This is a genomic window from Streptomyces sp. 2A115 (genome assembly GCF_052245575.1).
Lineage (GTDB): Bacteria > Actinomycetota > Actinomycetes > Streptomycetales > Streptomycetaceae > Streptomyces.
The window spans coordinates 80039-106655 of the sequence record NZ_JBQQCG010000006.1; the positions used below are offsets into that span (position 1 = coordinate 80039).

The window sequence follows — 26617 nt, forward strand, 5'->3', positions numbered from 1 at the left end:
GATGACATGGCGGCGACAACAGCCCGTATGGTCAAGAGGAGGCAAAATAGTTCTGCTTACTGACCTCCGTTCATGTTCCTGAACGTGGCGTGGAGGCGGCTACCGCATCAACTCACCGGCGTTGACCAGCAAAGACTGCCCGGTGATCGCCCTCGCCCGGTCCGACGCGAGGAACACCGCGGCGTCCGCCACGTCTCCGTCCGTGGCCAGCTCGGGCAGCGCCATACGACTTGTGAGCCGCTCCAGTACTTCTGCCTCGGGGACGCCCTCGGTATGCGCGGTGAACTGGACGTACGCCTCCACCGGCGGCCCCCACATCCAGCCGGGCAGCACGGTGTTCACTCGGATCCGGTGCGGCCCCAGCTCCCGCGCCAGGGAGTACATGGCACTCGTCAGCGCCCCCTTCGAGGCCGCGTACGCCGCCTGCCGTACCTGACTCGGCGCGGCCACCGAGGACTGCGTACCGATGATGACGACCGACCCGCCGCCCGCCTTCAGCGCGGGCAGGCAGGCGCGGGTCATCCGCAGCGTGCCGAGCAGGTTCACGTCGAGCACGGCCTGCCAGGTGGCGAAGTCCGCGCCCTCCAGACCGCCGAAGTAGCTGTCCCAGGCGGCCACATGGACCACCGCGTCGATCCGCCCGAACCGTTCCCGCCCGAGCGCCGCGAGCGCCTCGCACTGGCTCTCGTCGGTGATGTCCGTCGCGCGGTACGCCGTGTGCGCGCCGTCCGGGTCAAGCTCGGCGGCGGCCTTGGCGAGGTTCGCCTCGGTACGCGCCCCGAGCACGGCGTTGCCTCCGTCGCGCACGACGGCCGCCGCGACCTGGTGACCGAGTCCGGCGCCGACCCCCGAGACGACGACGGTCTTGCCTGCGAGCAGTGACATCGAGGGCCTCCCGGCTCTGGCGGTTGATCTGACGGTCCGTCAGAGTAGGTGCGACCAGAGGCGGAGGGAAGGGAAACGCCATGCCCGACGACACGCGAGACGGCACCCGAGGCAGCGCGAGAGACGGCACGCGAATCGAAACCCGCAGCGAGGTGTACGCGGAACTGGCCGCCGTCGGCCCGTACGGCGTCCATCCCGGCCACGCCCTGATCACCATGGTCGAGCCGCATCCGGGCCACGAGTACGCGTACAACCGCTGGTACGAGGACGACCACTACTACGCGGGCGCTATGGCGATGCCCTGGATGTACGCGGGCCGCCGCTGGGTGGCGACCCGCGACCTCCAACTCCTGCGCTACCCCGAGAAGTCGGCGGTAGCCCAGCCGGTCACCGCCGGCTGCTACATCACGACGTACTGGGTCACGGACGGCCGCTACGACGACCACATGAAGTGGACGGTGGGCATCAACAAGCGGCTGAACAGGGACGGCCGGGTCTACCAGGACCGTACGCACGTCTTCACGGCGTTCCAGGACCACGAGGCGACGGTGTACCGGGACGGGGCCGCCGGACCGCGCGACTTCCACGCGCTCGACCACCCGTACGCGGGGCTGGTCGTCGAGGTCGTGGACGCCGAATCTCCGGCCCAGCGCGCCGAGTTGCTGGAGTGGCTGCGCTCACGCCACCTCCCCAAACGCCTCGCCGGCTCCCCCGCCGCCATGGTCACGATCTTCCGGCCGACCCCGCTTCCCGGCGACCGCATGTCGTACGTGAAGCAGGTCGAGGGGGTCGATACACGGCTGACGTTGCTGTGGTTCCTGGAGGCGGATCCGCGGGAGTGCTGGGAGGAGCACTTCACGGGGCTGGACGCGCCGGTGGAAGAAGTCGGCCTGGGGAAGGTCGAGTTGGTGGCGCCGTTCATTCCGACGGTTCCGGGGACGGATCGGTACGTCGATCGGTTGCGATGACGCGCGTCGTCCTGGTGGAGAGGAGAGGGCGGAGGGAGTCGTCGGCCTCGGGATTCCGGTTGCGGAGATCGTTGACCAGGTCGGCCAGCCCGGCGAGGTCGGAGTCGTCGAAACCATCGGACCGGAGGTCGCGGTCCCTGGCGCGCTCAAGGTCCGCCACCGCTTCCTCGTCGAGGTCGAGCGCGACCAGGAGCTGTGCTCGGGTGATGAGGGCCAACCTGTACCGAGGATTCAGTTCGAGTGCGTGGTCCAGTTCCAGCCGCGCGTCGCCGTACCTGCGCAGGCGGAGCAGCGCCCGGCCCCGGCATGTACGGACCCACGCGTCGTCGGGACGGAGTTCCACCGCCCGGTCGGCGTCCGTCAACGCCCGGTCGTCCTCGTCCAGTTGAAGATGGAGCGTCGATCGCTGGCAGAGTGCCCAGGGGTAGTCCGGGTTGAGCTGCAGCGCCCGGTCCAGGTCCGCGAGGGCCTCCTCCAGCCGGGCGAGCCGTCGACGGGACACGCCACGGCTCGCGTACGCCGAGGCGTAGGCGTCGTCCAGGCCGAGGGCCCGGTCGTAGTCGGCGACGGCATCCTGGTGGCGGCCGGCGACGCGCAGGGCGTCACCCCGCTCGCAGGCCATCCAGGCCGACTCGGGCTTGAGCGCGACGGCACGGTCCAGGTCCGCGAGCTGCCGCTCCGGCTCGCCGAGAGCGCGCCACACGCGGGCCCGTCGGGCCAGCGCCCAGGCGTAGTCGGGGTTGAGCTCCAGTGCCCTGTTCAGATCGGCGAGCGCCTCGTCGTACTGGCCGAGGCTGTTGCGGACGGCGCCCCGGGACGCCCAGGGGAAGTCGCGGGCCGGGTCGAGTTCGACGGCCCGGTCCAGATCCCTGATCGCCTCGTCGTGGTGGCCCAGGATCCGGTGGTACTCGCCGCGCACGGCGAGGGTCCGGGCGTCGTCCGGCGCGAGTTCGTGGGCCCGGTCCAGATCGCGGATCCCGGCGGCGTAGTCGCCCGACTCCGCGTGGGTCATGCCCCTGCTGCGCCAGGCCCGCGCCAGCTCCGGGTCGAGCGCGAGGGCCTGGTCGAGCTCCGCCAGCGCCCGTTCGTACGCCCCGCTGTCCCGCAGCGCGCTGCCCCGCACGGCCCGCGCCACCGCCTGCCCACGTACGTCGAGCCCGGCCCGGTTCAACAGCAGTCCGAGGCCGTCGACCACTCCCCCGTCCGCGAGCGCCTCCAGCAGCTCGCGCCCCCACTTCGCCACCGCCGGCGCGTCCGTGTCCTCCCCGGCGTCCGCCAGAACCTGCGCCCAGCGCTGAGCGGGGGCGTCACCCCAGTTGCAGGCGTCGACGACGTCCCTCAGCACATCCGGCAACGCGGCACGCGGCCCCGCGCACAGCAGGTGATAGGACTCGGCCAGCCGCAACTCCCGCCACCCCTCGTCCGCCCACAACTCACCAGAGCCCAGGGGGCCTTCGGCCTCGGCCCGCCACTGCCCGAACACCTCCGCGAGCCGTGCGTGCCGTTCCGCCCACCCCCGCGGAGAGTGCCGGCGCTGCAGCCTCAGCATCGGCACCCGTACGACGTCGTGGTACTGCACCCGGTCCCCGCGATCGCTGACGAACGGCAGCCCCCGCAGCCACGCGAACAGCCCGGCCGCCTCGTCCTCGCCGCAGTCCACGACCGCCCGGAACACATCCGCGTCCAGCCGTCTGGGCAGCGCGCAGGCGAGAGCGGTCGCCCGGCGTACGGGATCGGGCTCCCACTTCAGGAACCGTTCGACGGCGGTGGCGCTCAGGTCGCCGATGTCGTCGGGGTCGGCGGGCCGGCTCTCGGCGAGGGTGGAGACGAGTACGGGGAGGCCGCCCGTGAGCCGGAGGACCTCCGCCACCACGGGCTCGGCCACGACGTCCCGGGCGGCGAGCAGCCTCCGCGCCTCCGTCTCCGTGAAGGGGGCCAGGGGCACGTCCGCCACGAAGTCCGGCAGGCCGCCCCAGCGGGCGGTGTCGAAGGGGCGCTGTCCGGCGGTCACCACGACCACGTTTCCGGGCAGCGCGGCACCGTAGCGCTCGTTCGTCATCACCTCGTTCAGCCAACCGTCGAGAAAGGGCCCGGTCCGCTCGTACGTGTCGAAGAACAGCACGATCCAGGGCACCGAAGCGGCGGCCTCGGCGAGCTCCCGGAGCAGCACGGGAGTGAGCACGCTCTCGGGGGAGAGCACCAGCCGCACGTCGTCCTCGCTGCGCAGCCGCGCACTGAGCCCGGCCCTCAACCGGTCGGTCCCTTCGGCCAGTTGGTGCGCGTCGAGGATCTGAGCGAGAGGGCCGACACCGGGTACGAGCCCGAGCCCGGCGATCCCCGCACGGGCCACGATCACGCTCGCCGTCGACGGCTCTTCCGGCTCGGCGGGCTCCAGCGTCGCCACCGACGCCGCCTCCGCCTCGTGCCGGCGCTCGCGGTGCGTGGCCAGCAGCCGCTCCAGCTCCTTGAACCGGTGTCCTTGGCGCCCGAGCTGCGCGCCGATCGCGGCCATCGCCTCCGGTACGCTGCCGGCCGCCTCGTCGACGTACACGGTGTGAGCCCCGCACTCCTGGGCGACCTGCTCCAACTCCCGTACGAGGAAGGTCTTTCCGACCCCGGCGTTGCCGTGGACGTGGAACAGGAACCGGTGCCGCTCGTCGCGTGGCGACAGGTCGAGGTTCTGCCGGAACGCGGCACGTTCGGCGACGCGCCCGACGAAGCCGGCCCTCCTGCGCTGCCGGATGAGCTCCGCCATCGACGGCATCGGCGGCTCCGTACGCCCCATCAGTTCTTCCCTCCGCCTCTCCCCCGGTCAGGCCCGCCCCATTCTGGCTGACGGCAGCGGCATACGCGGTGAAAGGCTGTCGTTGACCAACACACTTATTCGAGAGGGGACTTGAGGATGGCCGCAACCGCAACACGCGCGCTTCCCATCACGGCGACTCTGCTCACGGGCACGGTCGCGCTCTACATCACGCTCGTGGCATTCGGGAACATCACGGACTTCGGGACCAACCAGCAGTTCGTCCAGCACGTCCTGGCCATGGACACGACCTTCAAGGACGACGACCTGATGTGGCGGGCCGTCGAGTCCAAGGGGCTCCAGGACGCCGCGTACATCGCGATCATCGCGTGGGAGACGATCGCCGCGCTCATCCTGATCTGGGCCACGTTCCAGTGGTTCCGGCGCGACCACCTCCGGGCCCGGCGGACCTCCACCGTCGGCCTGCTGATGCTGATGCTCCTCTTCGGCGCCGGTTTCATCGCCATCGGCGGCGAGTGGTTCGCGATGTGGCAGTCGTCGGACTGGAACGGCCTGGACGCGGCGATGCGGGTGTTCTTGCTGAGCGGCGTCGTGCTTGTGGTCATCCACCTGCCGATCGACCGGGCCGGGGTGGCCTCCGACAAGTAGGCGCACTACGCGGTCCGTCGGAACGTCACCGTTCCGGCGGACTGTTCAGCCGTACCAGGTGACGTTGCAGACGTAGACGCACTCATGGCGTGGCACGGCGAGGAAACTGTTCCCTGAGCCGGTTGCGGGACGCAGTCACCCTCGCCGTAGATGAGTTGCGTGAGTTGAGCCGGGGCGTCCACCCCAAGGCCCTCACCGACCACGGTCTGACCGCGGCCGTCGAGAACCTCGCCGCCCGCTCCGCGCTGCCCGTCACGGTCGATGTCCACCTGCCCGGCCGGGTGCCCGTCTCCGTGGAGACCACGGCATACTTCGTGATCGCCGAAGCCCTGGCGAACGCCACCAAGCACAGCCGGGCGACCCGGGCCCAGGTCCATGCACGGCTGCACACCGACGTCCTCACGCTGTCCGTCAGCGACAACGGCGTCGGTGGCGCCGATCCCGAGGCGGGCACCGGCCTGACCGGCCTCGCCGACCGCGTCGCCGCGGCGGACGGCAGGCTGCGCGTCTCCAGTCCTCGGGGCGGACCTACACTCCTGCACGTGGAGCTGCCGTGCCGCTGACCGTCGTACTCGCCGAGGACTCCCCGCTGACGCGGGACGGCCTGGTCGGTGTGCTCACTCGCTTCGGCCACCGGGTGCTCGCCGCCGTCGGTGACGCGGACGCCCTGATCACCGCCGTTCGGGAGCACGACCCCGACATCGTCGTCACCGACGTCCGTATGCCGCCGGACAACACCGACGACGGCCTGCGCGCCGCCATCTCCCTGCGCCGCGAGCGCCCCGCCCTGCCGGTCCTGGTGCTCAGCCAGTACATCGAGCAGTCCTACGCGGCCCATCTGCTCGACCTCGGCAGTGACAGCGGTGTCGGCTATCTCCTCAAGGACCGCGTGAGCGCTGTCGGCGAGTTCGTCGAGGCGGTGGACCGGGTCGCCGCCGGCGCGACCGTCGTCGACCCCGAGGTGGTACGCCAGCTCCTGAACCGCCGCCACGATCCCCTGCGGCGGCTCACTCCGCGCGAGCGCGAAGTCCTCGCCCTCATGGCCGAGGGCCGCGCCAACGCCGCCATCGCCCGTGAACTGCACGTCACCGAGGCGGCGGTGAACAAGCACGTCAGCAGCATCCTGCAGAAACTCGACCTCCACATCGACGGCCAGGGGCACCGCCGGGTTCTCGCCGTGCCGGCCTACCTCCGCGTGTGACCGCTCCTCACTCGTAGACGACCTGGGAGTCGGGCGGGGTGGTACTTCCGGTCATCCGTCTTCGGACGGAGAGGGCCGCGATCCGGTCCCTCTCGGGTACCGCCGACCTGTTCCGAGCGGTACGCGCGACGGACTTCTGCCCCGGAACTCAACTCTCCTCCTGACCTCTCACGTCCCTTGAGTGGTACCAACTTCCGTCCCTGCGAGCCGAGTTCGCGGGGAGCTGCTGTCATCCCCAGGGGGAGACGTGAACAGACGGACGAAGAGGGCGTACGCCGCCACGGTCGCCGCGGCGGCCGCGGTCGCGCTGACGGCGGGCATGACGGGCCCGGCGTCGGCAGGCCCGACCGGCCCTGTGTCGGCGGACATTTCCACCAGGGCCGGGGCCGGGGCCAGGACCGGGGCCGCGGACCGCGCGGCCACGAAGGCGCCGGTCGCGCACCGCGTCACCCTCATCACCGGTGACCGGGTCGCCGTGGACGCGAAGGGCCGGGTAACCGGCGTCGAACGTGCCGCGGGCCGTGAGCACATCGCGATCCGCACGCTCAGGGTCGAGGGCGGCCACACGCTCGTCGTTCCCGCCGACGCGCAGCGCCTGATCGCCGCCGGCAGGCTCGACCGGCGGCTCTTCGACATCACCGAGCTGACCGGGAAGGCGGTCCGCGCCTCCCACAAGCAGGGCCTGAAGGTGATCGTCGGCTACCAGGGCGCGGCGGCCGGCGCCGCGAAGTCGGACGTACGCGGCGCGGACGGCACCGAGGTCCGCCGGACGCTGAGGTCCCTTGACGCCGAGGCCCTCACCACCCGGGACCCCGCCGATCTGTGGGCCGCGGTCACCGACACACCCGGCGGCACCGTGAGGACCGGAAGTGCGCGGGCCGCCGCCGGTATCGCCCGCATCTGGCTGGACGGCGTCCGCAGGGCGAGCCTCGACAAGTCCGTCCCGCAGATCGGTGCACCCAAGGCGTGGGCGTCCGGCTACGACGGCAAGGGCGTCAAGATCGCCGTCCTGGACACGGGAGTCGACGCGAGCCACCCCGACCTCAAGGACCAGGTGATCGCCGCCAAGAACTTCACGCCGTCCCCCGACGCGGCCGACCGCTTCGGCCACGGCACACATGTCGCGTCCATCGCGGCGGGCACGGGCGCCCGCTCGAACGGCGCGTACAAGGGCGTCGCCCCCGGTGCCGCTCTCCTCAACGGCAAGGTGCTCGACGACGAGGGTTCCGGCGACGACTCCGGCGTCCTCTCGGGCATCGAATGGGCCGTAGAACAGGGCGCCGACATCGTGAACCTCAGCCTGGGCGGCGGCGACACCCCCGGCGTGGACCCCTTGGAAGCGGCCGTCAACAAGTTCTCCGCGGAGAAGGGCGTCCTCTTCGCCGTGGCGGCGGGCAACTCCGGCGACCGCGAGCAGAGCATCGACTCCCCCGGCAGCGCGGAGGCCGCGCTCACCGTCGGCGCGGTGGACGGCGACGACAGGCTCGCCGACTTCTCCGGCCGGGGCCCGCGCGTCGGCGACGGCGGCATCAAGCCGGACGTCACCGCACCCGGCGTGGACATCACGGCCGCGGCGGCACCGGGCAGCGTCATCGAGAAGGAGGTCGGCCAGAACCCGGAGGGCTATCTGACGATCCCCGGTACGTCGATGGCGGCCCCGCACGTGGCGGGCGCCGCCGCGATCCTGAAGCAGCGGCACCCGCAGTGGACGTACGCCGAACTCAAGGGCGCGCTGACCGCCTCGGCGACCGGCGGCGCCGACCACACGCCGTACCAGCAGGGTTCGGGACGTGTCGCCGTCGACCGGGCCCTCGCGCAGACGGTGGTCGCCGACCCGGTGTCGGTGAACTTCGGCGTCCAGCGGTGGCCGCACACCGACGACACCCCGGTCGCCAAGGAGATCACGTACCGGAATCTCGGTACGACGGACGTCACGCTCGACCTCGCCGTGACGACGGCCGGTCCGAAGGGCGAGCCCGCCCCCGACGGCTTCTTCGCGCTCGGGGCGAAGACGCTGACCGTGCCGGCCGGCGGGAAGGCCTCGGTGGACCTGACCGCGAACACGAAGCCGGGCGGAACCCTGGACGGCGTGTACTCCGCGTATGTGACCGCGACCGGCGGCGGCCAGAACGTGCGTACGGCCGCGGTGGTGCGGCGGGAGGCCGAGGCGTACGACGTGACGCTGAAGTTCGTGGGTCGGGACGGGCACCCGACGCCGGACTACAGGTCGGTCCTGCAGAGCCTGGACATCCCCGACGGCGGCCACTTCCAGGAACCGTACGACCCCTCCGGCACGGTCGAGGCCCGTCTCCCGAAGGGGACCTACCTCTTCGACACGACCATCTCCGAGGACCCCGCGGACTCCCGGGCGGGCACCGACTGGCTGGTCCAGCCGAAGCTGGAGGTCGACCGCGACATGACGGTGACCGTCGACGCACGCACCGCGAAGCCCGTCGACATCACGGTGCCGGACAGCGCGGCGAAATCGGTGTGGGTGGCGCCTCGGTACTGGTACGCGGGTGACGGCCACAACATCGAAACGGGCGTGGAGGTCGACTCGTTCGACGGACTGCGCACCGCCCACCTGGGTCCGGAGGTCACCACCGGCGTCCTGAACCAGCAGTGGCTCGGCGTGTGGAAGAAGGGCGCCGACACCGAGTACGACGTCATGCTGGGCGGCAACACCAGGAAACTGGCGACCGGCTACCGCAAGCACCTCAAGCCCGCCGACCTCGCCACGGTGAAGGTCGGTATGGGCGCGTCGGCGGCGGGCAAGCAGGGCGGTCTCGGCGCGGCGGGCTACTTCCCGGAACTCGGCGGCATCTCCCTGATCCCCACCCCGCAGAAGCTCCCGCGCACCCGCACACTGCACCTCTCCGCACTGGACAACGCCAAGTGGGAGGTGGACTTCGAGCAGTACGGCGCCCCGGACGAGGAGGGCTCCCTGCCCATCGAGTCGCACTACGGCTTCGACGAGCCGCGCGCCTTCAAGGGCGGCGCCACCTACGAGGTGCGCTTCAACACGGGCGTGCTCGGTCCACGCCTGGCCGCCGACGACGGCGTCTTCCGCGACGGCGACACGATCACCGGCGACCTGCCGCTGCACGCGGACGGTGACGGCCACGCGGGCCGGACCACGTACTCCTCGGTCAGGACGACCCTGTACCGCAACGGCACCGAGCTCGCGGAGAACTCCGACCGGCTCGACGGCAACGGCGACGGCTTCACCGTCCCGTCCGAAGCCGCCGACTACCGCCTGACGACCTCCGTCCGCCGGGCCCCCGCGCTCGGCGCCGCCGCCACCCGCGTGGACGCGACCTGGACGTTCCGCTCGGCCAGGACCACGGACCGCACTCGGCTCCCCGTCTCCACGGCCCGCTTCGACGCGAAGACCGACCTGACGAGCCACGCCCCCGCCGGCCGGAGGGTCTCGGTCCCGGTGACCGTCCAGGGCGCGGCGGCGGACGGCAACCTCAGGTCACTGGCCGTGTACGTCTCCTACGACCGCGGCGCCACCTGGCAGAAGACCCCGGTGAAGGACGGCCGCGTCACGACCGAGAACCCGGCCAAGGACAAGTCCATGTCCCTCCGCGCCGACATCACCGACAAGCAGGGCAACAGGTCGTCGGTGTCGGTGTACGACGCGTACTTCGGCAAGTAGGCGAGTGGGCCAGGCGCACCGGACGGGTCCGCCGGAGCCATCGCTCCGGCGGACTCCTCCACTGCCCGCAGCCCCAGGTCCGGTGGGTCCGCTGCCCGCAGCCCAGGGCCGGTGTATCCGGTGCCCGTTACTCGACCACCGCGACCGTGGTCCCCTCCGTGCCGAACTTCCAGACCGCGTCCCCGTCGGCCGCGCGCATGCGGACGCCACCCGTCTGCACCCCCGACGCGGGCGGCGGCGGAGACGAACCGTCCACGGCGTTGGAGAAGGCGATGTTGATGCCGGACGCGACGGTGAAGTAGACGATGTTCTCGATCTCCACGCCGTCGCTGCCCGTGGCGGCCTCGCGCCGGGTCCCGACCGTGTACGTGCCCAGCCCCGGGCTCACCGTCCCCGGCCACACCGTGAAGGTGCGCCGGGACGCGTCGCTCGCGTCGACCAGCCACACCCGGCGCTGGTTGAGGGAGTAGACGACGCGCCGTCCCGTACCGGAGCCGTCGGGTACGGCGACCACCTCGGGTTCCTTGGGCGAGGCGGAGGTCTGCGCGGACGCGGACGGCTTCGGCTTCGCCGAGGCCGTCGGCTGCGCGCCCTTGTCGGCCCTGACGGCCAGCACGGCCACCACCACCAGCGCCACCACGGTCAGACCGGTGACCCAGACCCATGAGGGAAGCCGTCGGGCAGGCACGGACACGCATCTCCTCAGCTCTGGTTCACCCCGTCGGAGGGTCGGATCATCCTACTCCGACGGGACCATCGACCATTCCCCAGCCGCTCTCCCACTGCTCCTCAGCACCGCTCTCCCGCTGCTCCTCAGCACCGCTCCCCTGCTACTCCTCAGCCAATCTCCGCGCTTGTCGTGCTTTCTGCGTTTTTTGTCACTCCAGCACCGGCAGCAACTCCGGAAGATGCCCGTCCGACACGGCGGCAGCCTGCTGCCGCTCCTCCGGCACCTCCCCGTAGAGCGTCGTCCGCGGCTTCGACGGGCGGCCCGCCGCCTCCGCCACCGCGATCAGGTCCTTGACGGACTTGTACGAGCCGTAACTCGACCCCGCCATACGGGAGATGGTCTCCTCCATCAGCGTCCCGCCCAGGTCGTTGGCGCCCGAGCGGAGCATCTCCGCCGCGCCCTCCGTACCGAGCTTCACCCAGCTGGTCTGGATGTTGGGGATGTGGGGGTGGAGGAGGAGCCGGGCCATGGCGATCACGGCGCGGTTGTCACGCATGGTCGGGCCGGGGCGGGCGATCCCCGCCAGATACACCGGCGCGTTCGTGTGGATGAACGGGAGGGTCACGAACTCCGTGAAGCCACCGGTCTGTTGCTGGATCCGGGCCAGCGTCCGGAAGTGGCCGAGCCAGTGCCGGGGCTGGTCCACATGCCCGTACATCATGGTCGAGGAGGAGCGGATGCCCAGTTCGTGCGCCGTCGTGACGACCTCGATCCAGGTCGCCGTGGGCAGCTTGCCCTTGGTCAGGACCCAGCGGACCTCGTCGTCCAGGATCTCCGCCGCCGTGCCGGGGATCGTGTCGAGACCCGCCTCCTTGGCGGCCGTCAGCCACTCGCGGATGGACATGCCGGTCCGGGTCGCGCCGTTCACGACCTCCATCGGCGAGAAGGCGTGGACGTGCATCCCGGGCACCCTCTCCTTCACCGCTCGCGCGATGTCGAAGTACGCCGTGCCGGGCAGGTCGGGGTGGATGCCGCCCTGCATGCAGACCTCGACGGCGCCCACGTCCCAGGCCTGTTGGGCCCGGTCCGCGACCTGGTCGAGGGAGAGGGTGTAGGCGTCGGCGTCCGTGCGGCGTTGCGCGAAGGCGCAGAAGCGGCAGCCGGTGTAACAGACGTTCGTGAAGTTGATGTTCCGCGTGACGATGTACGTGACGTCGTCACCGACCACCGACTTGCGGACGTCGTCCGCGATGCGGGTGAGGGCGTCGAGCGCCGAGCCGTCCGCGTGCAGCAGGGCCAGTGCCTCGTCGTCGGTGAGCTTCGTCGGGTCGTCGGCCGCCACGCTCAGGGCAGCCCGAACGTCCGTGTCGATGCGGGAGGGGGCCATCCCCGGGGCCGCCGCCTCCCGGAGTGACTCCCAGTCGCCGTAGACGAGGTCGAAGTCCTCGCGCCGGTCGCCGGTACGGCCCTCGGTGTCGATCGTGTGGTGGAGGTCCGTACGGCCCGACGACGTGAACGCCTCCTCGGGTTCCTGCCACGCGTGCCCCTCCACGACCGCGTCCGGTCGTGCGAGCCCCGTCTCCGGGTCCGCCAGCGCCCGTACGTGCGGGAGCAGCCGCGGGTCCAGCCAGGGCTCGCCGCGCTGCACGAACTCCGGGTACACGCACAGCCGTTCGCGGAGTTCGAAGCCCGCCTCCGCCGACTGCTCACGGAGCAGGTCGATCTGCGGCCAGGGGCGCTCGGGGTTGACGTGGTCGATGGTCAGCGGCGACACCCCGCCCCAGTCGTCGATCCCGGCGCCGATCAGCCGTCCGTACTCGGAGTCGACGAGGTTGGGCGGTGCCTGGAGGCAGGCCGCGGGGCCCATGATGTGGCGGGCCACGGCGATCGTCGCGACCAGCTCGTCGAGCTCGGCGTCCGGCATCCCGCGCATCGCCGTGTCCGGCTTGGCGCGGAAGTTCTGGATGATCAGTTCCTGGATGCCGTGGTACGCCCTGGAGATGCGGCGCAGCGCGAACAGCGAGTCCGCGCGCTCCTCGTACGTCTCCCCGATCCCGATCAGCAGCCCACTGGTGAAGGGGACGGACGACCGGCCCGCGTCCTCGAGGACCCGCAGCCGGACCGCCGGCTCCTTGTCGGGCGACCCGTAGTGCGGGCCGCCCGGCTCGGACCAGAGGCGGGTGGCGGTCGTCTCCAGCATCATGCCCATGGAGGGCGCGACGGGCTTGAGCCGCTGGAAGTCCGTCCACGACATGACGCCCGGGTTGAGGTGGGGCAGCAGGCCCGTCTCCTCCAGGATGCGGATCGAGATGGCCCGTACGTACGCGATCGTGTCGTCGTAGCCGTGCGCGTCGAGCCATTCGCGGGCCTCGGGCCAGCGGTCCTCGGGCTTGTCGCCGAGGGTGATCAGGGCTTCCTTGCAGCCGAGTTCAGCGCCCTTGCGGGCGATGTCGAGGACCTCGTCCGGGGACATGAACATCCCGTGACCCGCCCGGCGCAGTTTGCCGGGGACCGTGACGAAGGTGCAGTAGTGGCATTTGTCCCGGCACAGGCGGGTGAGTGGGATGAAGACGCTCTTCGAGTACGTGATGACGCCGGGGCGACCCGCGGTCGCCAGTCCCGCGTCGCGCACGCGGACGGCGGAGGCGGTGAGGTCGTCAAGGTCACTGCCGCGCGCCTGGAGGAGTACGGCCGCTTCGGTGACGTCGAGTGCGACGCCGTCGCGGGCGCGTTTGAGGGCGCGGCGCATCGCGTTGGCGGTGGGTGCCTCGGGGCGTGCGTTGTCGGCGCTGCTCGTCATCCTTTGAGGATACGTATGTCAAGTTCACCGGTTCGGGGGGCCATCGAACATCGCCACTGTCGTCCCGTACGCCGAGCACGCTCCGGTGTTCCTTCGGTGATCTGCGTCACCGAGAGTACGTTCGCAAATCGCCTCCCTGCGGTTACCCCTGGTAACGCCCTTTCGCGACCACCCGAAGTAACCGAGGAGTAGGGATATTTGACCCTGTCGGCGATCCCGCGCTTTCCCAATACTCCTCCTTGGAACGGCAAAGAAACCCCCAAGGACGGAACAGGACATGCCCAAGATCATCCGGCTCGTCGCCATCGGATCCGCGCTCGCCACAGGAGCGGCTGTCGTCGCCCTGCTGCCCTCGGCGAACGCCGCGGAGGAGAAGACGCCGGCGCAGATCATGAGGATGTGCCAGAGGTCCGAAGTGCTCAACGGTAAGCAGCAGTCGGTACGGGATTTCAACGGCGCCTTCGCGGACGGTTTCGAGTCCAGCAACTGCGATTTCGTCGAGACGAAGTTCGAGACCTTCAACGGCCCCACCGAAAAGGCTTCGATCGACTTCCCGAACTGCGAGGACGCCACCGAACCCGCCAAGGTCTCGGTCGCGTGGGAAAGCGAGGTGTCGCAGGGCAAGGGCAAGCAGATCACTGTTGTGCAAGGTGCCTCCGGCGGAATTTTCGGCGCCCTGAGCGGATCCTGGTCGGTACACAAGAGCAGCCTCAACATGACGACCGAATCGGCCAAGGCCGGCAGCAGGGACACCTTCGACGTTCCCGCCGGAAAGGTGCTGCACATCGAGTTCACCCCGAAGATGCAGCGCATGACCGGCGAATGGAGGGTGCGCATCGACGCCAATCCCGGAAGCTTCGCCGTAAACCCCAGCCCCGAGAAGAACTTCGTGCTGGAGGACGTCGTCGAGGGACCCTCCATGCTGCCGGGCGCCGCGGGGGCTCCGGGAGTGGTGGACGGCGTCGCCAAACCCGTCTTCACCGACTGCTGACCGGGCGCCCGCCCCTCCCCCGCGCTTTCCCCGCGCCTTCCCCCGCCCTTCTGCCTTCCCTCGGCCTTCCCTCGGCGGACCGTTCCACCTGCGACGATCCGCATCCCCTCACAGGAGAAACACCATGCCACGCACGAACCGCTCGGGATCCCACCGGAGCAAGAAGAAGCGCGTCACGCTCATACTCGCGCCGGTGGCCGCCGCCGCGGTAGCCATTCCGCTGATGAGCCAGGCGGGGGCCGCCACGCCGTCGGAGGTGCAGGCCGACTGCAAGGCGGACTCCGACAAGTTGGAGAACTGCGAGTTCGTCGACGTCCAGTTCAAGAGGAACAGCCTGGGGCCCAACGAGCGCGTCTCCCCCGTTTCCGACAACTGCGGGGTGCAGACGGGAACCTCGAAGACTTTCAGCGTGAGCACGTCGGTGAGCAGGGTCATCCAGCTGGAAGAAGGCTTCGTCACCGACAGTTCCATCAAGCTGGGCAACTCGGTCTTCGAAATCGGCGCCAAGTTCTCGACGAGCGAAATCAACATCACGAGGGACGAAACGAAGACCAACCTGGCCTTCGATCGGACGGACACCGTGAAACCCGACCACATCGCGTACTTCATGTGGTCGCACAAGCGCACCGACGTGAGCGGCTTCATCAAGGCGACGTACAAGGAAGCACAGGACGGCCAGACGGTGTTCTTCTCCCCCAGCGAGGGCTCCGCCTCCCTCCACGTCTTCTTCCCGCAGCTCCTGAAGAACGGAACCCCTGACGGCCGGCTCTGGCTGCGCAATGTGCAGTGCGGCACACCCGAGGCGAACGCGGTGCTGAACGCGGAGAACAGCGGCAGCGTCCAATCCCTTCGCGCGGAGCGAACGGAGCCGGGATTCGGCAAGGGCGGCGAGGCGGTCACCGACGTCGAAATCCCGCTGTCCGAGGTCGCGCCACAGTAACGGCGAGCGACTCCCGGCCACGACCTGCCCCCGCGTTCCACGCGGGGGCACTCTTCTCTCAGGCAAACAGCGACCGTGCGAGTCTCAGCCAAACAGAGACCGAGCGAGTCTCGGGCAGACAAAGACCGTTCGAGTCTCGGGCAGACAAAGACCGTGCCAGGCGAACAAAGCCGCGCGAAAAGGGATTCTCAGCCGGTCTGGGACCCCAGGGTGTTGCCGGGCGAGGCTCTCAGCCAGCGCAGGACCGCGTCCGTACTGCCCCGGGCGTCCAGCTTGGCGTAGATGTTGCTGAGGTTGTTGCGGACGGTCTTCTCTCTCAGACGCAGTCGCAGGCCGATCTCCTGCGCGCTCAGGCCGGTGGACAGCAACTCCATGATCTGCCGCTCACGCCGCGAGAGCACCGCGCGCAGCCGCTCCCCGTCCCCGTCCTCGCCCTCTCCCTCGCCCGAGGTGGCGGGCGGTTCGCCCAGCACCTCGGGACCACCGCGCAACACCGTTTCCAGCAGCGCCCGGGTGGCGATCGGCGAGAGCAGCATGTGGCCGGTGGCGGCACCCAGGACCGCCTTCTGGAGCAGGCAAGGAGGGTAGTCCCCCTCGACCAGATAACTGGTGGCCCCGGACTGGAACGCCCGTACGATCCGCTCGGGTTCGGCGGCCGGGCTGGTGACCACCACGGGGACCGGTTCCCCACCCATCGCGCGCAGCAGCCGGGGCACCTCGCTCACCGGGTCCTGACAGCGCAGCACCGCGACGTCCAGCAGGTCGCGGAGGCCGTCGTCGCGCAGGGCTTCGTACGGCGGGGAGATGTGATGGGTCCGGATCGGCATGTCGCCATCGGGCATTTCGGCACCGGGCAGGCCGTGGTGCGGCCACTCGCCCTCACGCCCGCCGCTGTCCGTGCAATCGCCGTCGGGGCAGGCGAGGGCCACCTGCAGCGTGTCGTTCGGAAGGTTCGTCGAGTCCACGCACTTTAAGGGCCGCACACCGCATGTCCTTCCGCCGAACTGTCGGAGCCATGACAGAGATGACGTCAGTACGTACGGGAGCCGGCCCCGAGCTGTTCAAAACTTCAAGAAAGGCGCCGGTTCCCTTCCCGTGTACGGGAGTTCACGGCTGAATACCAGAGTGCTACGTGCCACTAATCGCCACACCTGGGGAGCAGCAGCATGTGTGAGGACGACCACGGCTTCGGCAGACGCGCACTGTTCGTGACGGGGGCCGCCGCGGCGCTTACGTTGGGAAGCGTGAGCTTCGCGAGCGGCGCCGACGAGACAGGCGGTTTCGGCAGTTCCGGCAGTTCCGGCGGTTCCGGCGGTTCGGAGACCCGGACGGTGCGCGGCACCCTGCCCACCGGTTCGCCGGACTTCGTGTACCTGCCGGTCGAAGTCCCGTCCGGCGTACGGGAGATCAAGGTCGCGTACACCTACGAGAAGCCCTCCGTCCCGGCGGGCACCGCGGGCAACGCGCTCGACATCGGCATCTTCGACCAGCGCGGCACCGAGCTGGGCGGCAAGGGCTTCCGCGGCTGGTCGGGCGGGGCGCGCACGGAGTTCTTCATCCGCGCCGACGACGCGACACCGGGCTACATCCCGGGCCCGGTGCGCGAAGGCACCTGGTACATCGCGCTCGGCCCCTACACGGTGGCCCCGCAGGGACTCCCGTACGAGATCACCATCACGCTCACGTACGGCGAACCCGGCGCCGTCGTGAAGCCGGCCTACCCGCCCTCGCGGGCGAAGGGCCGCGGCCGCGCCTGGTACCGGGGCGACTGCCACCTGCACTCCTGGTACTCGGACGGCCGCCGCACGCCCGCCGAGATCGCGGCGCTCGCCCGCGCCGCCGGGCTGGACTTCATCAACACCTCCGAGCACAACACCCATGCCGCGCACGCCCATTGGGCCGACCAGGCGGGTGACGACCTCCTGGTCATGCTGGGCGAGGAGGTGACGACGCGCAACGGCCATGTCGTCGCGCTCGGCACGGACCCCGGGACCTTCGTGGACTGGCGCTACCGCGCCCGCGACAACCGTTTCGGCAAGTACGCGCGGGAGATCCGCCGCTCCGGCGGCCTGGTCGTACCCGCCCATCCGCACGCCACCTGCATCGGCTGCAACTGGAAGTTCGGCTTCGGCGAGGCGGACGTGGTCGAGGTGTGGAACGGCCCGTACGGGCCGGACGACGAGGTGTCCCTGGCCGACTGGGACAGCATGCTGGTGGCGTCGGTCCGGCAGAGCAATGAGGCTCGGGACGGCAATGAGGCTCGGGAGAGCAATGAGACCCGGGAAGGCCGCGGCTGGATCCCCGCGATGGGCAACAGCGACGCGCACCGCGACCCCGACCCCGTCGGCACCCCGCAGACGGTCGTACTCGCCGACGACCTCACCCGCGAGGCGATCCAGGAGGGCCTGCGCGCCGGCCGCTCGTACGTCGCCGAGTCCAAGGCGGTGTCGCTGTCCTTCGCTGCCTACGGTCCCAAGGGTGAACACGCGGGCATCGGCGGCCGGTTGAGGGTGGACCGCGACGATCCGGTCACCGTCCGGCTGGAGGTCACGGGCGCGCCCCGCTGCACGGCCCGCTTCGTCACGGACCAGGGCGTGCTGCACACGAGCGCGGTGCTGCCGGTGTCGGGCTCCGGGACGGTGGAGTGGCGTACGACGGCGCAGTACGCGGCGTACGTACGGGCGGAGCTGCGGCACGAGGCGGCGGCCGGGCCCTTGCCGGGGGCGCTGGCGGCGTTCACCAACCCGATCTTCCTGGGGCGGTAGGCGGTGTAACGGGGAGGCGGCCCTAGAAGGACGGATGGGCCGTGGGGCGGGCCGGGCATACGGAGAAGGCCGTGTCGCCGTCGCCGCCCCACGGCCACGAGCCCCAGTGCCGGCGTGCGCCGCCTGTCCAGCTCCAGCTCGGACGGTACGACAGCCGGGGCTACCCGCAGTAGGCGTCCCGGGCCGGCCGCTCCCCCGTCGCCAGATACCGGGTGACGGCCCGGTCGCCGCAGGCGTTGCCATTGCCCAGGTAGGCGTCGTGGCCGGTGGAGTTCACGGTCACCATGACGGCGCGCTCGCCGAGGGCGGCGCGGAGGTTGCGGGCGCCGCTCAGCGGGGCGGCCACGTCCCGTTCGTTCTGCACGAGGAGGATGGTGGACGGACCCCGGTCGGTGATCCGTACCGGATCCTGCTTCAGCGGATAGGGCCAGGCCGCGCAGGTCGTCGCGTTCCTCGGCATCCCGGCGGTCAGCGGATACTTGGCCCGGCTCTGATCAACCTCCTTCTGGTACTGCGTACTTGATTCGGGCCAGTCGCTGTCGTTGCAGGTGGTGGCGTGGATGACGGCGAGGGCGTTCTGTATGAGCGGCTCGGGGGGCGGCTCGGGCGCGGGCGGGACGGTGCCCTTCTGCGCGGCCAGGATCAGCTGGGCCAAAGCCGGGAAGCCGTCGTCGGGGTCGTAGAACGCGTCCACCATGGCTTGGCGCAGCACGTTGCCGTTCAGCTCGGCCGTGTCGGCGCCCGGCCACGGGATCGGCTCGCGGTCCAGCCGGGCGGCGAGCCGCAGGACGAGCGGCCGCACCTCGGCCGCCGTATCCGCGAGGCGGTACTGGTTTCCTGGCTTCGAAGCCCACTTGGCGAACTCCGGGAAGACGTCCTCGACGCCGGTCTCGAACCCCGCCCACAAGGCGCGGCCGACCTGGCCATTGACGCGATCGCCGTTCCCGTCCAGGTTGCTGTCCAGCACGAAGCGGTCGGTGCGGTGCGGGAACAACTGAGCGTAGACGGCGCCGACATACGACCCGTACGAGAGGCCCCACGCGGACAGCTTCCGCTCGCCGAGCGCCGCCCGGATGCGGTCGATGTCGCGAGCGTTGTCGGCGGTGCTGATGTGCCGCATCAACTCGCCGCCATTGCGCTCGCAGGCATCGGCCGTCCGCCGGGCGGTGACCATGCTCTCGGTGACGGACCCGTCCGGGGCGGGCCAGGGAAAGTACTTGGACCTGACCAGGTCACCGCGATCGAGACCGCAGCTGACCGGGGCGGAGCGGCCGAACCCCCGGGGATCGAACCCGATCAGGTCGTACGCGTTCCGTACCTCCTGCGGCAGCGTCTGCCCCTTCCCGGAGATTTCGTCGAGGCTGCCCCCGCCGGGCCCTCCGGCGATCAGCAATAAGGCCCCACGGCGCACGTCCGGCTTCTCGCTGGGGATACGGGAGACGGCGATGCCGATCTTCTTGCCGTCGGGCTCGGAGTAGTCCATGGGTACGCGGACGGTCGCGCACTCCTGCCGGGGGTCGAGCCCGCTGCCCTCGCACTTCGTCCACTCAAGGGGCTTGGCAGCTGGTGCGGCGGTTGAGGCCGTCGCGGTGAGGGGCGCGGTGAGGGATGCGGTGAGCCCGAGAATCGCGCCGGAGGCGGCGATCAGGGCGACATTGCGCTTGTTTTTCCTCATACGGAAGAGCCTCGCGGGTCTCCCCCGGACACTCCATCCGGCCAACCCGCCTGTGTTTGTTCGGGTTTGCTCCATGGACCCGGCCAGTAGTGCTCTGGAGCGGCGGCTTATTACCGGCGGCGACGGTGGCCCGGGACCAGGAGACGGCCTGGTCCCGGCCTGGCTAGTCCACCACCTGTGGATCACGGAAGTAGTACACGACCGTCACACCCATGCCGGGGGTGTGCGTGTAGACGACGGTGATCGCTTCGGCCGAGTCGTGCGCGAGCGCCGTTGTGTACGTGTACTCCACGGAGGGAGGGCGCCAGCCGGGGATCTCGCGGCCGACCGCCGGATCACGCCCGATAGCCGCGAGTGCGTCCCGGACAGTTTCCCGCTCCCCCTCCGTAAGGCCGACCAACGCCTTCTTGGCGGGCTCGGCCTCCTCCAGCGGAACTTCGTTCATGTGCCGCTTCCTCCGGCACGTGCGTCCTCGAGGGCTGCCATGATCTCCGGCGAGTTCCTGATCCGGACCCGGTGGCGGTAGGCCCTGACCACGGCGGAAGCGCCCTCGAAGTCGTTGGTCGGGGAGGCTCCTATGGCAGCCGCCAGCTCCGCTTCGAACCGCTCCCGGTCGCCCGGGAACCCGTACCGGCTGAGCGCGCTGCGCAGGTCGTCCACGGTCCGGATCTCCGGGAGGGGCATCGTTCCCCAGCCGTGCTCATGCTGTGCGCTCATGTTCTGCTCCTGGTGAGAGGGCATGGCTCCACCTCCCAGTATGGTGCCGCCTTCGCGAGACGGACATCGCGAACCCTGCACCGGGGCCCACATCGGCACCCCCATCACGCCACCGTCCCGTGCCCGCATTCGGCCCACAGCAGCTTGCCGCCCTTCGACACGCCCAGTTCGCGCAGCACCTGCACGCCCCACGCGTCGGCGCAGGCGCGCACGAGGCGCAACCCGCGACCGTGTTCGGCGCCCGGGGGTACGTCGCCCAGGACCCCCGGGGATCCGCCGAAGCCGGGCGGGACCTTCGGGTCGGCGTCCCACACCCCGACCCGGAGCCGCCCGGAGTCGGCGAGGCGCAGCCGCAGGGCGTACGGACCCTGGGTGTGCAGGTGGGCGTTGGTGAGCAGCTCGGACGCCACCAGCTCGGCGGTGACGGCGAGTTCGGCGAGGCCGTGGGCGGCGAGGACGGTACGGAGGGTTGTGCGGGCGATACCCGGTGCGCGTGGATCGTGCGGGAGTTGCAGGGCGTAGGACCAGGGCGGGGATACGGTTGCCATGGGAAGTCTCCGATCACGAGAGGGAGTTGGAGGCAGGAGGTTGGGATCGTCGTTTCCGGTGCCCAGTGACCGCGGCCGCTCCGTCGAGCGGGGTGCTCCTGAGCGGGGCGCCTGAGTACGAAGGTAGGGCAGGCGCAAATGAAATTTGCGCCGGTCCGAGATAATCCAGGCGAACTCCCCTCGTGTGAGTGACCCAACTGAACGCGTGTGCAAGAGGAGTTCACATGGCTGCACGGCCCGCCCCGACGGCTCGCCGCATCCGGCTGGCCGTCGAGCTGCGCAAGATGCGCGAGCGCGCGGGCATGACGTCGACCGAGGCGGCTCGCGCGCTGGGGACCAGCCAAGGTCAGCTCTCCAACGTCGAGTTGGCGCGGTTCGGAGCGAGCCCCGACCGCATCAGAGCGATGGCCCGCTTGTACTCCTGCCCCGATCAGGCCTTCATCGACGCCCTGGTCGACATGGCAACGGACAAGACGCGCGGCTGGTGGGACACGTACCGGGAGATCCTGCCGTCAGGACTGCTCGACCTCGCCGAACTGGAGCACCACGCCACTGCCGTACGCACGGCGTACACCACACACATCTCGGGACTGCTCCAAACGCACGACCACGCCCGCGAGATCTTCCGCCACGTGATCCCCGCGCCCACGCCACCAGAGGTCGAGCACCGCGTCTCGCTTCGCATCAAGCGGCAGGACGTCATCTACCGGGCGGACCCGATCCCGTACCGGACCGTCATTCACGAAGCGGCCCTGCGCATGCGCGTCGGCGGCAGAGACGTGGCCCGTGCACAGCTCCAGCACCTGCTCGACATGAGTGAGCGGGAGCACATCACCGTACGAGTACTCCCGTTCGACGTCGGTGCGTTCCCAGGGTCGGGCCAGTCCATCAACTACCTGCACGGTCCCGTTCCACAGCTCGACACCGCACAACTCGACCAGTTCCACGGTCCCGTACTGCTGGACGCCGAAGCACTCTTGGAGAAGTACCGGAACCTGCTCAACGTCGTGGAGGCCACCGCCCTGGGCCCCGAGAAGTCCCGGGACCTGATCCACGCCATCGCCCAAGACCTGTGAAGAGGAGCCCCATGTCCACAAACAGCTGGCAGAAGTCGTCCTACTGCCAGGAAGGCGACGCCTGCCTCCACGTCGGCGCCGCCACCGCAAAAACGATCCATCTCACCGAAAGCAGCGACCCCGCCCACTCCATACTCTCGACCACCCCCACCACCTTCGGCACCCTCCTCCGCACGCTCAAGGGCAACCTCAAGGGAAACCAGAACTGAGATGTCGCGCTCCGACGAGATCAAATTCCGTGCCATCACGTCGGTTCAGAGATGGATCGCCAACCCGATCAACCGTCGCCTCCCGTTCCAGACCCTCCTGGAGACCACCGGGCGGACGTCAGGACTGCCGCGCCGCACTCCGGTAGGCGGACGCCGCGTCGGGCAGGAGTTCTGGCTGGTCTCCGAGTACGGCGAAAAGTCGCAGTACATCCGCAACATCAAGGCCGACCCGGAGGTCCGGGTCCGCGTCAACGGCCGCTGGCACCACGGCACAGCCCATCTGATGCCGGAGGACGACGCCCGGGCCCGGCTGAAATCCCTGCCGCGCATGAACAGCACCGCGGTCCGGGCGGTCGGCACGAACCTGCTGACGGTGCGGGTCGATCTGACCGATTAGGCCGCCCGCCAGACCGTCAGGTCGCCGCTCACGAACCCGCTGTCCGGCAGCGCCGTCGACTTCACGTCGACCACGAACAGAGCGACGTCTCCGGAAGGGTGTTCGAAGCAGATCTCGCTGCCGGCCGCCACAATGGCGAGCGGGAGCGTGTGCTCGGCGTCGACAAGGGTTGCGCGACAGGATTCCAGGGTGGCGCCCGGCTTCTCGGAGGGCACCCAGTCGATCAGACTCGTGTCGCTCTCCAGCGCGCAGGTCTGCCCGCAGACGAAGCGGATGTCGGCCTTGCGTTCCTTTGCGCTCCTGTCGTCCTTGACGTCTTTGGCGTCTTTGGCGTCTTCGGCGTCCTTGAGGAGGTAGCGGTAGGGATCCTTGAGATCCAGGCGTAGCGTCGCGTTCAGCATCATCACGGGGTACGCGATCGGTTTCGGCGGCCCGGACGCGGTCGAGGAGGGGTCCGAACCTCCTGCTGCCCGGCCACCGGTCTTCGACCCCGAGGACGGCGCGGATGACGACGCCGACGACCGTGCGGAGGACTCCCGGTCGGATGTCGAGGACGCCCCCGCGTCCCGGTCGCGGAGCCGGTCCGACAGGTTCAGGTTCGTCCAGGCCACGCCCACCGACAGCAGCGAACCCACGATCACGACGACCGACAACATCCTGATACGCCGTCGGCGGGCCCGCCGCTCGTCCGCCACCGGCACCGTCGGCTGCAGTTGCGGCTGCGGGAGCAACGGCATCGGTTGCACCGGGGTGGGATGGGGGACCGGGGACGGAACCGGCACCTCCGGTCCCATGACCTCGCGCCAGACGGCCGGCCCCGCGCCCACGTCGACGCCCCGGCCCAGCCGCTGCCGGCACCACTCGACGATCTCCGCCGGGGTGGCCCGCTCCTCCGGATCGGCGGCCAGGCACCGGGCGAACAGCGGACGGAGCTGCGCGGGCAACAGGGACAGGTCGGGTCTCTCGTGCACGATCCGGTACAGCACGCCGACCGAGTTGCCGTCCCCGTACAGCGGCTCGCCCAGCGCCGCGAACGCCGCTGTCTGGCCGAGCGCGAACACGTCGGTCGCCGCCGTGACCTCGCCGGCGGACGCCTGCTCGGGAGCCATGAACTGGGGCGTGCCGACCGAGGCTCCCGTGGCGGTGTGCGAGGTGATGCCGGAGGTCAGCGAGATACCAAAGTCGATCACCCGCGGGCCGTCGGCGGCCAACAGCACGTTCGACGGCTTCAGGTCCCGGTGCACGATTCCCGCGCCGTGGATGGCCTGCAAGGCCTCGGCCACCCCCGCCATCAGCCACAGCACCGCCGGCACCGGCAGGGGTCCGCGCCGGGCGACGGCGTCTGCCAGGGAGGGGCCGGGCACGTACAGCGTGGCCAGCCAGGGCGGTACGCCGTCCGCGTCGGCGTCGATCAGTTCGGCGGTGTACGCGCCCCGGACCCGCTGGGCCGCCTTTATCTCCCGGCTGAACCTACGCCGGAAGGCCGGATCGTCTGCCAGCTCCGGCCGTATCACCTTGATCGCCACCGGTCGGCCACCCTGCGTGTGCGACAGGTAGACCCGGCCCATGCCTCCCGCGCCGAGCCGGGCGGCAAGGCGGTAGCCGGCCACCAGTGGCGGGTCGTCCGCCTGCAGTGGCTGGAACACCTCGGTCGCGTTGTTCATCGGCCCTCGTCCCCCTGATCCCCTGGCCCCCTCCGGCCGCCCCGCCAAGATCGCACGGGACTGGAAAGTCAAGCACGACTGCGCGGGTTTCGTGAACCTGTTCGAGATTGAGACGGAGTTCCGGCGATGGGCGCCACGCCTTAAGTTGGCGGACATGATGATCTGGGCAGCCAGTTCGGGGGCGAGGGGCAACTTGCCCCGTTCGGCGGCCCGTTCGAGGATCGCTACCGAACACCGGAGGCGCCGCTACGGAACCTCGGAAAAACGCCCCTCAGCCGCGCTTGAACAGCCGCCCCCGCTTTTCGTCCGTCGTCACCTGCGGCGGCGGCTCGGCGGCAGTCGGCTCCTTGAAGTGCTCGAGTTCGCCGACGGAGATCCAGACGTGCCAGGACTCGCGGAGGGATTCTTTGAAAAACGCATTCCAGGACTCCCGGGTCACTTCCACCAGCCAGACGGTCTCGGAGATCCGGAAGACGCTGCGGCCCAGCCTCTCCGGCCCACCGCCGCCCGCGCCCTGTAGTCCTGTAGTGCGGCCCGGGTGGCGCAGCCGCCGACGTCACCCCGGCCAGACGATCGACTGCAACTCGCTGTACGCATGCAGCGCGTACGACCCCACGTCCCGCCCCACCCCGCTCTTCTTGAAGCCGCCGAACGGTGCCTCCATGTTGCGCCCGACCGTGTTGACCCCGACGCCGCCGGACCGCAGGCGCCTGGCCACCCGGAATCCCCGCGCCACGTCGCCGGACCAGACGTAGTCGATGAGGCCGTACTCGCTGTCGTTGGCCAGCGTGATCGCCTGCTCCTCGTCGTCGAAGGGGAGGACGACGACGACCGGGCCGAAGATCTCCTCTCGGACCACCCGCATGTCGTTGGTGCAGTCGGCGAGGAGGGTGGGCGCCACGTAGAAGCCTCGCTCGAACTCGGCGCCGTGTGCGGGGCGCTCCCCGCCCGCGACCACCCGCGCGCCCTCCTTGCGGCCCAGTTCGACGTACGACTCGATACGGTCCCGGTGCGCGGCCGAGATCACCGGGCCGACCACCGTGCCGTCGGCGCGCGGATCGCCCACCTTCAAATAGCCGATGTACGCGGCCAGTCGGTCGACAACCCGCTCGTACACCGCCCGCTGCGCGAGCACCCGCGTCGGAGCCGTACAGATCTGCCCGCTGTAGAACGAGAACGTCGTGCCGATTCCCCGGACCGCCGACTCGACATCCGCGTCCTCGAAGACGACCGCCGCGCCCTTCCCGCCCAGCTCCATCAGCTGCCGTTTCATCCCGCGCCCGCACACCTCGGCGATGCGCTGCCCGACGGCGGTCGAGCCGGTGAAGCTCACCATGTCCACGTCGCTCGAGTCGACGGCCGCCTCGCCCACCTCCGCCCGCGAGCCGCTCACCACGTTCACGACACCCGGCGGCGCACCGGCCGCCTCCAGCGCCTCCGCCATCCGGTACACGGAGAGCGGATCCTGCGGGGCGGGCTTCACGACGACCGTGTTGCCCATGGCCAGCGCGGGGGCGATCTTGCCGGCGGGGTTGGCCCAGGGATTGTTGTACGAGGTGATGCAGGTGACCACCCCCACCGGCTGCCGTACGACCAGCGCACCCATGACAGCGGCCTTGCCGAAGGGCCCGGCCTCGTTGATCTGCGGTGGCAGCGCCTGCTCCACCGGCTCCACCTTCGCGTACCTGCGGAAGCGGGCCACGCCCACCCCCACCTGCATGCCGCGCGCCGTCCCGGTCGTGGCGCCGCTCTCGGCCTGGGCCAGTTCGGCGTACGGGAGGAAGTTGCGCTGAATGATCCCGGCCGCCCGGTCGAGGACGGCCGCACGCTCCTCCGGTGATGTGCGCGACCACGCCCCGAAGGCCTCGCGGGCCGCGGCCGCCGCCGCGTACACCTGCTCCCGCGAGGCCTCGGGCGCCAGCCCGACGACACCCTCGGTCGCCGGATCGATCACCTCGTAGAAACCGTCATCGGGTGCGACCCAAGAGCCACCGATGAACAGCCGCTGCCCGTCGGTCACTTGGCCCCCAGGTCGTAC

22 protein-coding genes and 1 pseudogene are annotated in these 26617 nt (G+C 70.2%); 11 read left to right on the plus strand and 12 right to left on the minus strand.

All coding sequences use genetic code 11. The annotated features are described in order from the left end of the window. Positions 1-99: 99 nt before the first annotated feature. On the minus strand, positions 100-885 hold the full coding sequence (locus ACTWQR_RS07720; RefSeq protein WP_443226165.1) for an SDR family oxidoreductase: 786 nt from the start codon (positions 883-885) through the stop codon (positions 100-102). A gap of 80 nt (positions 886-965) precedes the next feature. Here ACTWQR_RS07720 and ACTWQR_RS07725 point away from each other — a divergent pair, with 80 nt between their 5' ends. Further along, positions 966-1853, plus strand: coding sequence for a hypothetical protein (locus tag ACTWQR_RS07725; protein WP_443226166.1), 888 nt, complete (start codon positions 966-968; stop codon positions 1851-1853). Here the strand turns inward: ACTWQR_RS07725 and ACTWQR_RS07730 are convergent. Further along, positions 1804-4638: a tetratricopeptide repeat protein gene (locus ACTWQR_RS07730; protein ID WP_443226167.1), complete on the minus strand. Its 2835-nt coding sequence runs from the start codon at positions 4636-4638 to the stop codon at positions 1804-1806. The two genes, ACTWQR_RS07725 and ACTWQR_RS07730, sit on opposite strands and share 50 nt — an antisense overlap. 117 nt (positions 4639-4755) lie before the next feature. On the opposite strand from ACTWQR_RS07730, the gene ACTWQR_RS07735 reads away from it, so the two are divergent. From ACTWQR_RS07735 to ACTWQR_RS07750, 4 genes and pseudogenes are all read left to right on the plus strand, one after another. After that, on the plus strand, positions 4756-5265 hold the full coding sequence (locus ACTWQR_RS07735) for a DUF2165 domain-containing protein (RefSeq protein ID WP_443226168.1): 510 nt from the start codon (positions 4756-4758) through the stop codon (positions 5263-5265). 131 nt (positions 5266-5396) lie between these two features. Further along, a pseudogene (locus ACTWQR_RS07740) lies at positions 5397-5828 on the plus strand (sensor histidine kinase); the annotation flags it as partial. Further along, a complete protein-coding gene (locus ACTWQR_RS07745; RefSeq protein ID WP_443226169.1) occupies positions 5819-6466 on the plus strand; it encodes a response regulator in 648 nt (215 codons plus the stop codon). The pseudogene ACTWQR_RS07740 and the gene ACTWQR_RS07745, both read left to right, overlap by 10 nt. A gap of 247 nt (positions 6467-6713) precedes the next feature. After that, positions 6714-10127 carry a S8 family serine peptidase gene (locus tag ACTWQR_RS07750; protein WP_443226170.1) on the plus strand — a complete coding sequence of 1138 codons (3414 nt, stop codon included), beginning with the start codon at positions 6714-6716 and terminating at the stop codon, positions 10125-10127. Between the two features lie 127 nt (positions 10128-10254). On the opposite strand, the gene ACTWQR_RS07755 is transcribed toward ACTWQR_RS07750, so the two are convergent. Together ACTWQR_RS07755 and ACTWQR_RS07760 are read right to left on the minus strand one after the other, a co-directional pair. After that, positions 10255-10821 (minus strand): hypothetical protein, encoded by a 567-nt coding sequence (locus ACTWQR_RS07755; RefSeq protein ID WP_443226171.1) that lies wholly within the window; start codon positions 10819-10821, stop codon positions 10255-10257. A 184-nt stretch (positions 10822-11005) separates the two neighbouring features. Further along, complete coding sequence (locus ACTWQR_RS07760; protein ID WP_443226172.1) at positions 11006-13597, minus strand: bifunctional FO biosynthesis protein CofGH; 2592 nt, start codon at positions 13595-13597, stop codon at positions 11006-11008. Between the two features lie 277 nt (positions 13598-13874). Here ACTWQR_RS07760 and ACTWQR_RS07765 point away from each other — a divergent pair, with 277 nt between their 5' ends. Together ACTWQR_RS07765 and ACTWQR_RS07770 are read left to right on the plus strand one after the other, a co-directional pair. Further along, the gene (locus ACTWQR_RS07765; RefSeq protein ID WP_443226173.1) at positions 13875-14588 is read left to right on the plus strand and encodes a hypothetical protein; all 714 of its coding nucleotides are present in this window, start codon (positions 13875-13877) and stop codon (positions 14586-14588) included. 124 nt (positions 14589-14712) lie between these two features. Beyond that, positions 14713-15528: a hypothetical protein gene (locus ACTWQR_RS07770; protein WP_443226174.1), complete on the plus strand. Its 816-nt coding sequence runs from the start codon at positions 14713-14715 to the stop codon at positions 15526-15528. A gap of 188 nt (positions 15529-15716) precedes the next feature. Here the strand turns inward: ACTWQR_RS07770 and ACTWQR_RS07775 are convergent, their stop codons facing one another. Next, the gene (locus ACTWQR_RS07775) at positions 15717-16493 is read right to left on the minus strand and encodes a LuxR C-terminal-related transcriptional regulator (protein ID WP_443226175.1); all 777 of its coding nucleotides are present in this window, start codon (positions 16491-16493) and stop codon (positions 15717-15719) included. 201 nt (positions 16494-16694) lie between these two features. On the opposite strand from ACTWQR_RS07775, the gene ACTWQR_RS07780 reads away from it, so the two are divergent. After that, positions 16695-18293: a CehA/McbA family metallohydrolase gene (locus ACTWQR_RS07780; protein ID WP_443226176.1), complete on the plus strand. Its 1599-nt coding sequence runs from the start codon at positions 16695-16697 to the stop codon at positions 18291-18293. Positions 18294-18453: 160 nt separating this feature from the next. Here ACTWQR_RS07780 and ACTWQR_RS07785 read toward each other — a convergent pair whose 3' ends face one another. The 4 genes from ACTWQR_RS07785 to ACTWQR_RS07800 all read right to left on the minus strand — a co-directional run bounded on the left by ACTWQR_RS07785 (position 18454) and on the right by ACTWQR_RS07800 (position 21233). Beyond that, positions 18454-19968 carry an alpha/beta hydrolase gene (locus tag ACTWQR_RS07785; RefSeq protein ID WP_443226177.1) on the minus strand — a complete coding sequence of 505 codons (1515 nt, stop codon included), beginning with the start codon at positions 19966-19968 and terminating at the stop codon, positions 18454-18456. Positions 19969-20131: 163 nt separating this feature from the next. Next, positions 20132-20413 carry a hypothetical protein gene (locus ACTWQR_RS07790; RefSeq protein WP_443226178.1) on the minus strand — a complete coding sequence of 94 codons (282 nt, stop codon included), beginning with the start codon at positions 20411-20413 and terminating at the stop codon, positions 20132-20134. Beyond that, complete coding sequence (locus ACTWQR_RS07795; protein ID WP_443226179.1) at positions 20410-20685, minus strand: hypothetical protein; 276 nt, start codon at positions 20683-20685, stop codon at positions 20410-20412. Before ACTWQR_RS07795 ends, ACTWQR_RS07790 begins: the two co-directional genes overlap by 4 nt. 104 nt (positions 20686-20789) lie before the next feature. Next, the gene (locus tag ACTWQR_RS07800; protein WP_443226180.1) at positions 20790-21233 is read right to left on the minus strand and encodes an ATP-binding protein; all 444 of its coding nucleotides are present in this window, start codon (positions 21231-21233) and stop codon (positions 20790-20792) included. Positions 21234-21457: 224 nt separating this feature from the next. Between ACTWQR_RS07800 and ACTWQR_RS07805 the strand changes: the two genes are divergently transcribed. Genes ACTWQR_RS07805 through ACTWQR_RS07815 form a run of 3 tightly spaced genes read left to right on the plus strand, consistent with a single transcriptional unit; the run spans position 21458 to position 22915 of the window. Then, positions 21458-22309, plus strand: coding sequence for a helix-turn-helix domain-containing protein (locus ACTWQR_RS07805; protein WP_443226181.1), 852 nt, complete (start codon positions 21458-21460; stop codon positions 22307-22309). Positions 22310-22320: 11 nt separating this feature from the next. Next, positions 22321-22518 (plus strand): DUF397 domain-containing protein, encoded by a 198-nt coding sequence (locus ACTWQR_RS07810; protein ID WP_443226182.1) that lies wholly within the window; start codon positions 22321-22323, stop codon positions 22516-22518. 1 nt (position 22519) lies between these two features. Then, positions 22520-22915, plus strand: a complete 396-nt coding sequence (locus ACTWQR_RS07815) for a nitroreductase/quinone reductase family protein (RefSeq protein WP_443226183.1) — start codon at positions 22520-22522, stop codon at positions 22913-22915. Here ACTWQR_RS07815 and ACTWQR_RS07820 read toward each other — a convergent pair. From ACTWQR_RS07820 to ACTWQR_RS07830, 3 genes are all read right to left on the minus strand, one after another. Beyond that, positions 22912-24579 (minus strand): serine/threonine-protein kinase, encoded by a 1668-nt coding sequence (locus ACTWQR_RS07820; protein ID WP_443226184.1) that lies wholly within the window; start codon positions 24577-24579, stop codon positions 22912-22914. The two genes, ACTWQR_RS07815 and ACTWQR_RS07820, sit on opposite strands and share 4 nt — an antisense overlap. 271 nt (positions 24580-24850) lie before the next feature. Further along, complete coding sequence (locus tag ACTWQR_RS07825; RefSeq protein ID WP_443226185.1) at positions 24851-25024, minus strand: hypothetical protein; 174 nt, start codon at positions 25022-25024, stop codon at positions 24851-24853. A 111-nt stretch (positions 25025-25135) separates the two neighbouring features. Then, positions 25136-26599, minus strand: a complete 1464-nt coding sequence (locus tag ACTWQR_RS07830) for an aldehyde dehydrogenase family protein (RefSeq protein ID WP_443226186.1) — start codon at positions 26597-26599, stop codon at positions 25136-25138. Positions 26600-26617: the final 18 nt, after the last annotated feature.

Coding starts and splice junctions, on each gene's coding strand:
- ACTWQR_RS07720 (WP_443226165.1), bottom strand. CDS start 885: ATGTCACTGCTCGCAGGCAAGACCGTCGTCGTCTCGGGGGTCGGCGCC.
- ACTWQR_RS07725 (WP_443226166.1), top strand. CDS start 966: ATGCCCGACGACACGCGAGACGGCACCCGAGGCAGCGCGAGAGACGGC.
- ACTWQR_RS07730 (WP_443226167.1), bottom strand. CDS start 4,638: ATGGGGCGTACGGAGCCGCCGATGCCGTCGATGGCGGAGCTCATCCGG.
- ACTWQR_RS07735 (WP_443226168.1), top strand. CDS start 4,756: ATGGCCGCAACCGCAACACGCGCGCTTCCCATCACGGCGACTCTGCTC.
- ACTWQR_RS07760 (WP_443226172.1), bottom strand. CDS start 13,597: ATGACGAGCAGCGCCGACAACGCACGCCCCGAGGCACCCACCGCCAAC.
- ACTWQR_RS07765 (WP_443226173.1), top strand. CDS start 13,875: ATGCCCAAGATCATCCGGCTCGTCGCCATCGGATCCGCGCTCGCCACA.
- ACTWQR_RS07770 (WP_443226174.1), top strand. CDS start 14,713: ATGCCACGCACGAACCGCTCGGGATCCCACCGGAGCAAGAAGAAGCGC.
- ACTWQR_RS07780 (WP_443226176.1), top strand. CDS start 16,695: ATGTGTGAGGACGACCACGGCTTCGGCAGACGCGCACTGTTCGTGACG.
- ACTWQR_RS07785 (WP_443226177.1), bottom strand. CDS start 19,968: ATGAGGAAAAACAAGCGCAATGTCGCCCTGATCGCCGCCTCCGGCGCG.
- ACTWQR_RS07790 (WP_443226178.1), bottom strand. CDS start 20,413: ATGAACGAAGTTCCGCTGGAGGAGGCCGAGCCCGCCAAGAAGGCGTTG.
- ACTWQR_RS07795 (WP_443226179.1), bottom strand. CDS start 20,685: ATGAGCGCACAGCATGAGCACGGCTGGGGAACGATGCCCCTCCCGGAG.
- ACTWQR_RS07800 (WP_443226180.1), bottom strand. CDS start 21,233: ATGGCAACCGTATCCCCGCCCTGGTCCTACGCCCTGCAACTCCCGCAC.
- ACTWQR_RS07805 (WP_443226181.1), top strand. CDS start 21,458: ATGGCTGCACGGCCCGCCCCGACGGCTCGCCGCATCCGGCTGGCCGTC.
- ACTWQR_RS07810 (WP_443226182.1), top strand. CDS start 22,321: ATGTCCACAAACAGCTGGCAGAAGTCGTCCTACTGCCAGGAAGGCGAC.
- ACTWQR_RS07815 (WP_443226183.1), top strand. CDS start 22,520: ATGTCGCGCTCCGACGAGATCAAATTCCGTGCCATCACGTCGGTTCAG.
- ACTWQR_RS07820 (WP_443226184.1), bottom strand. CDS start 24,579: ATGAACAACGCGACCGAGGTGTTCCAGCCACTGCAGGCGGACGACCCG.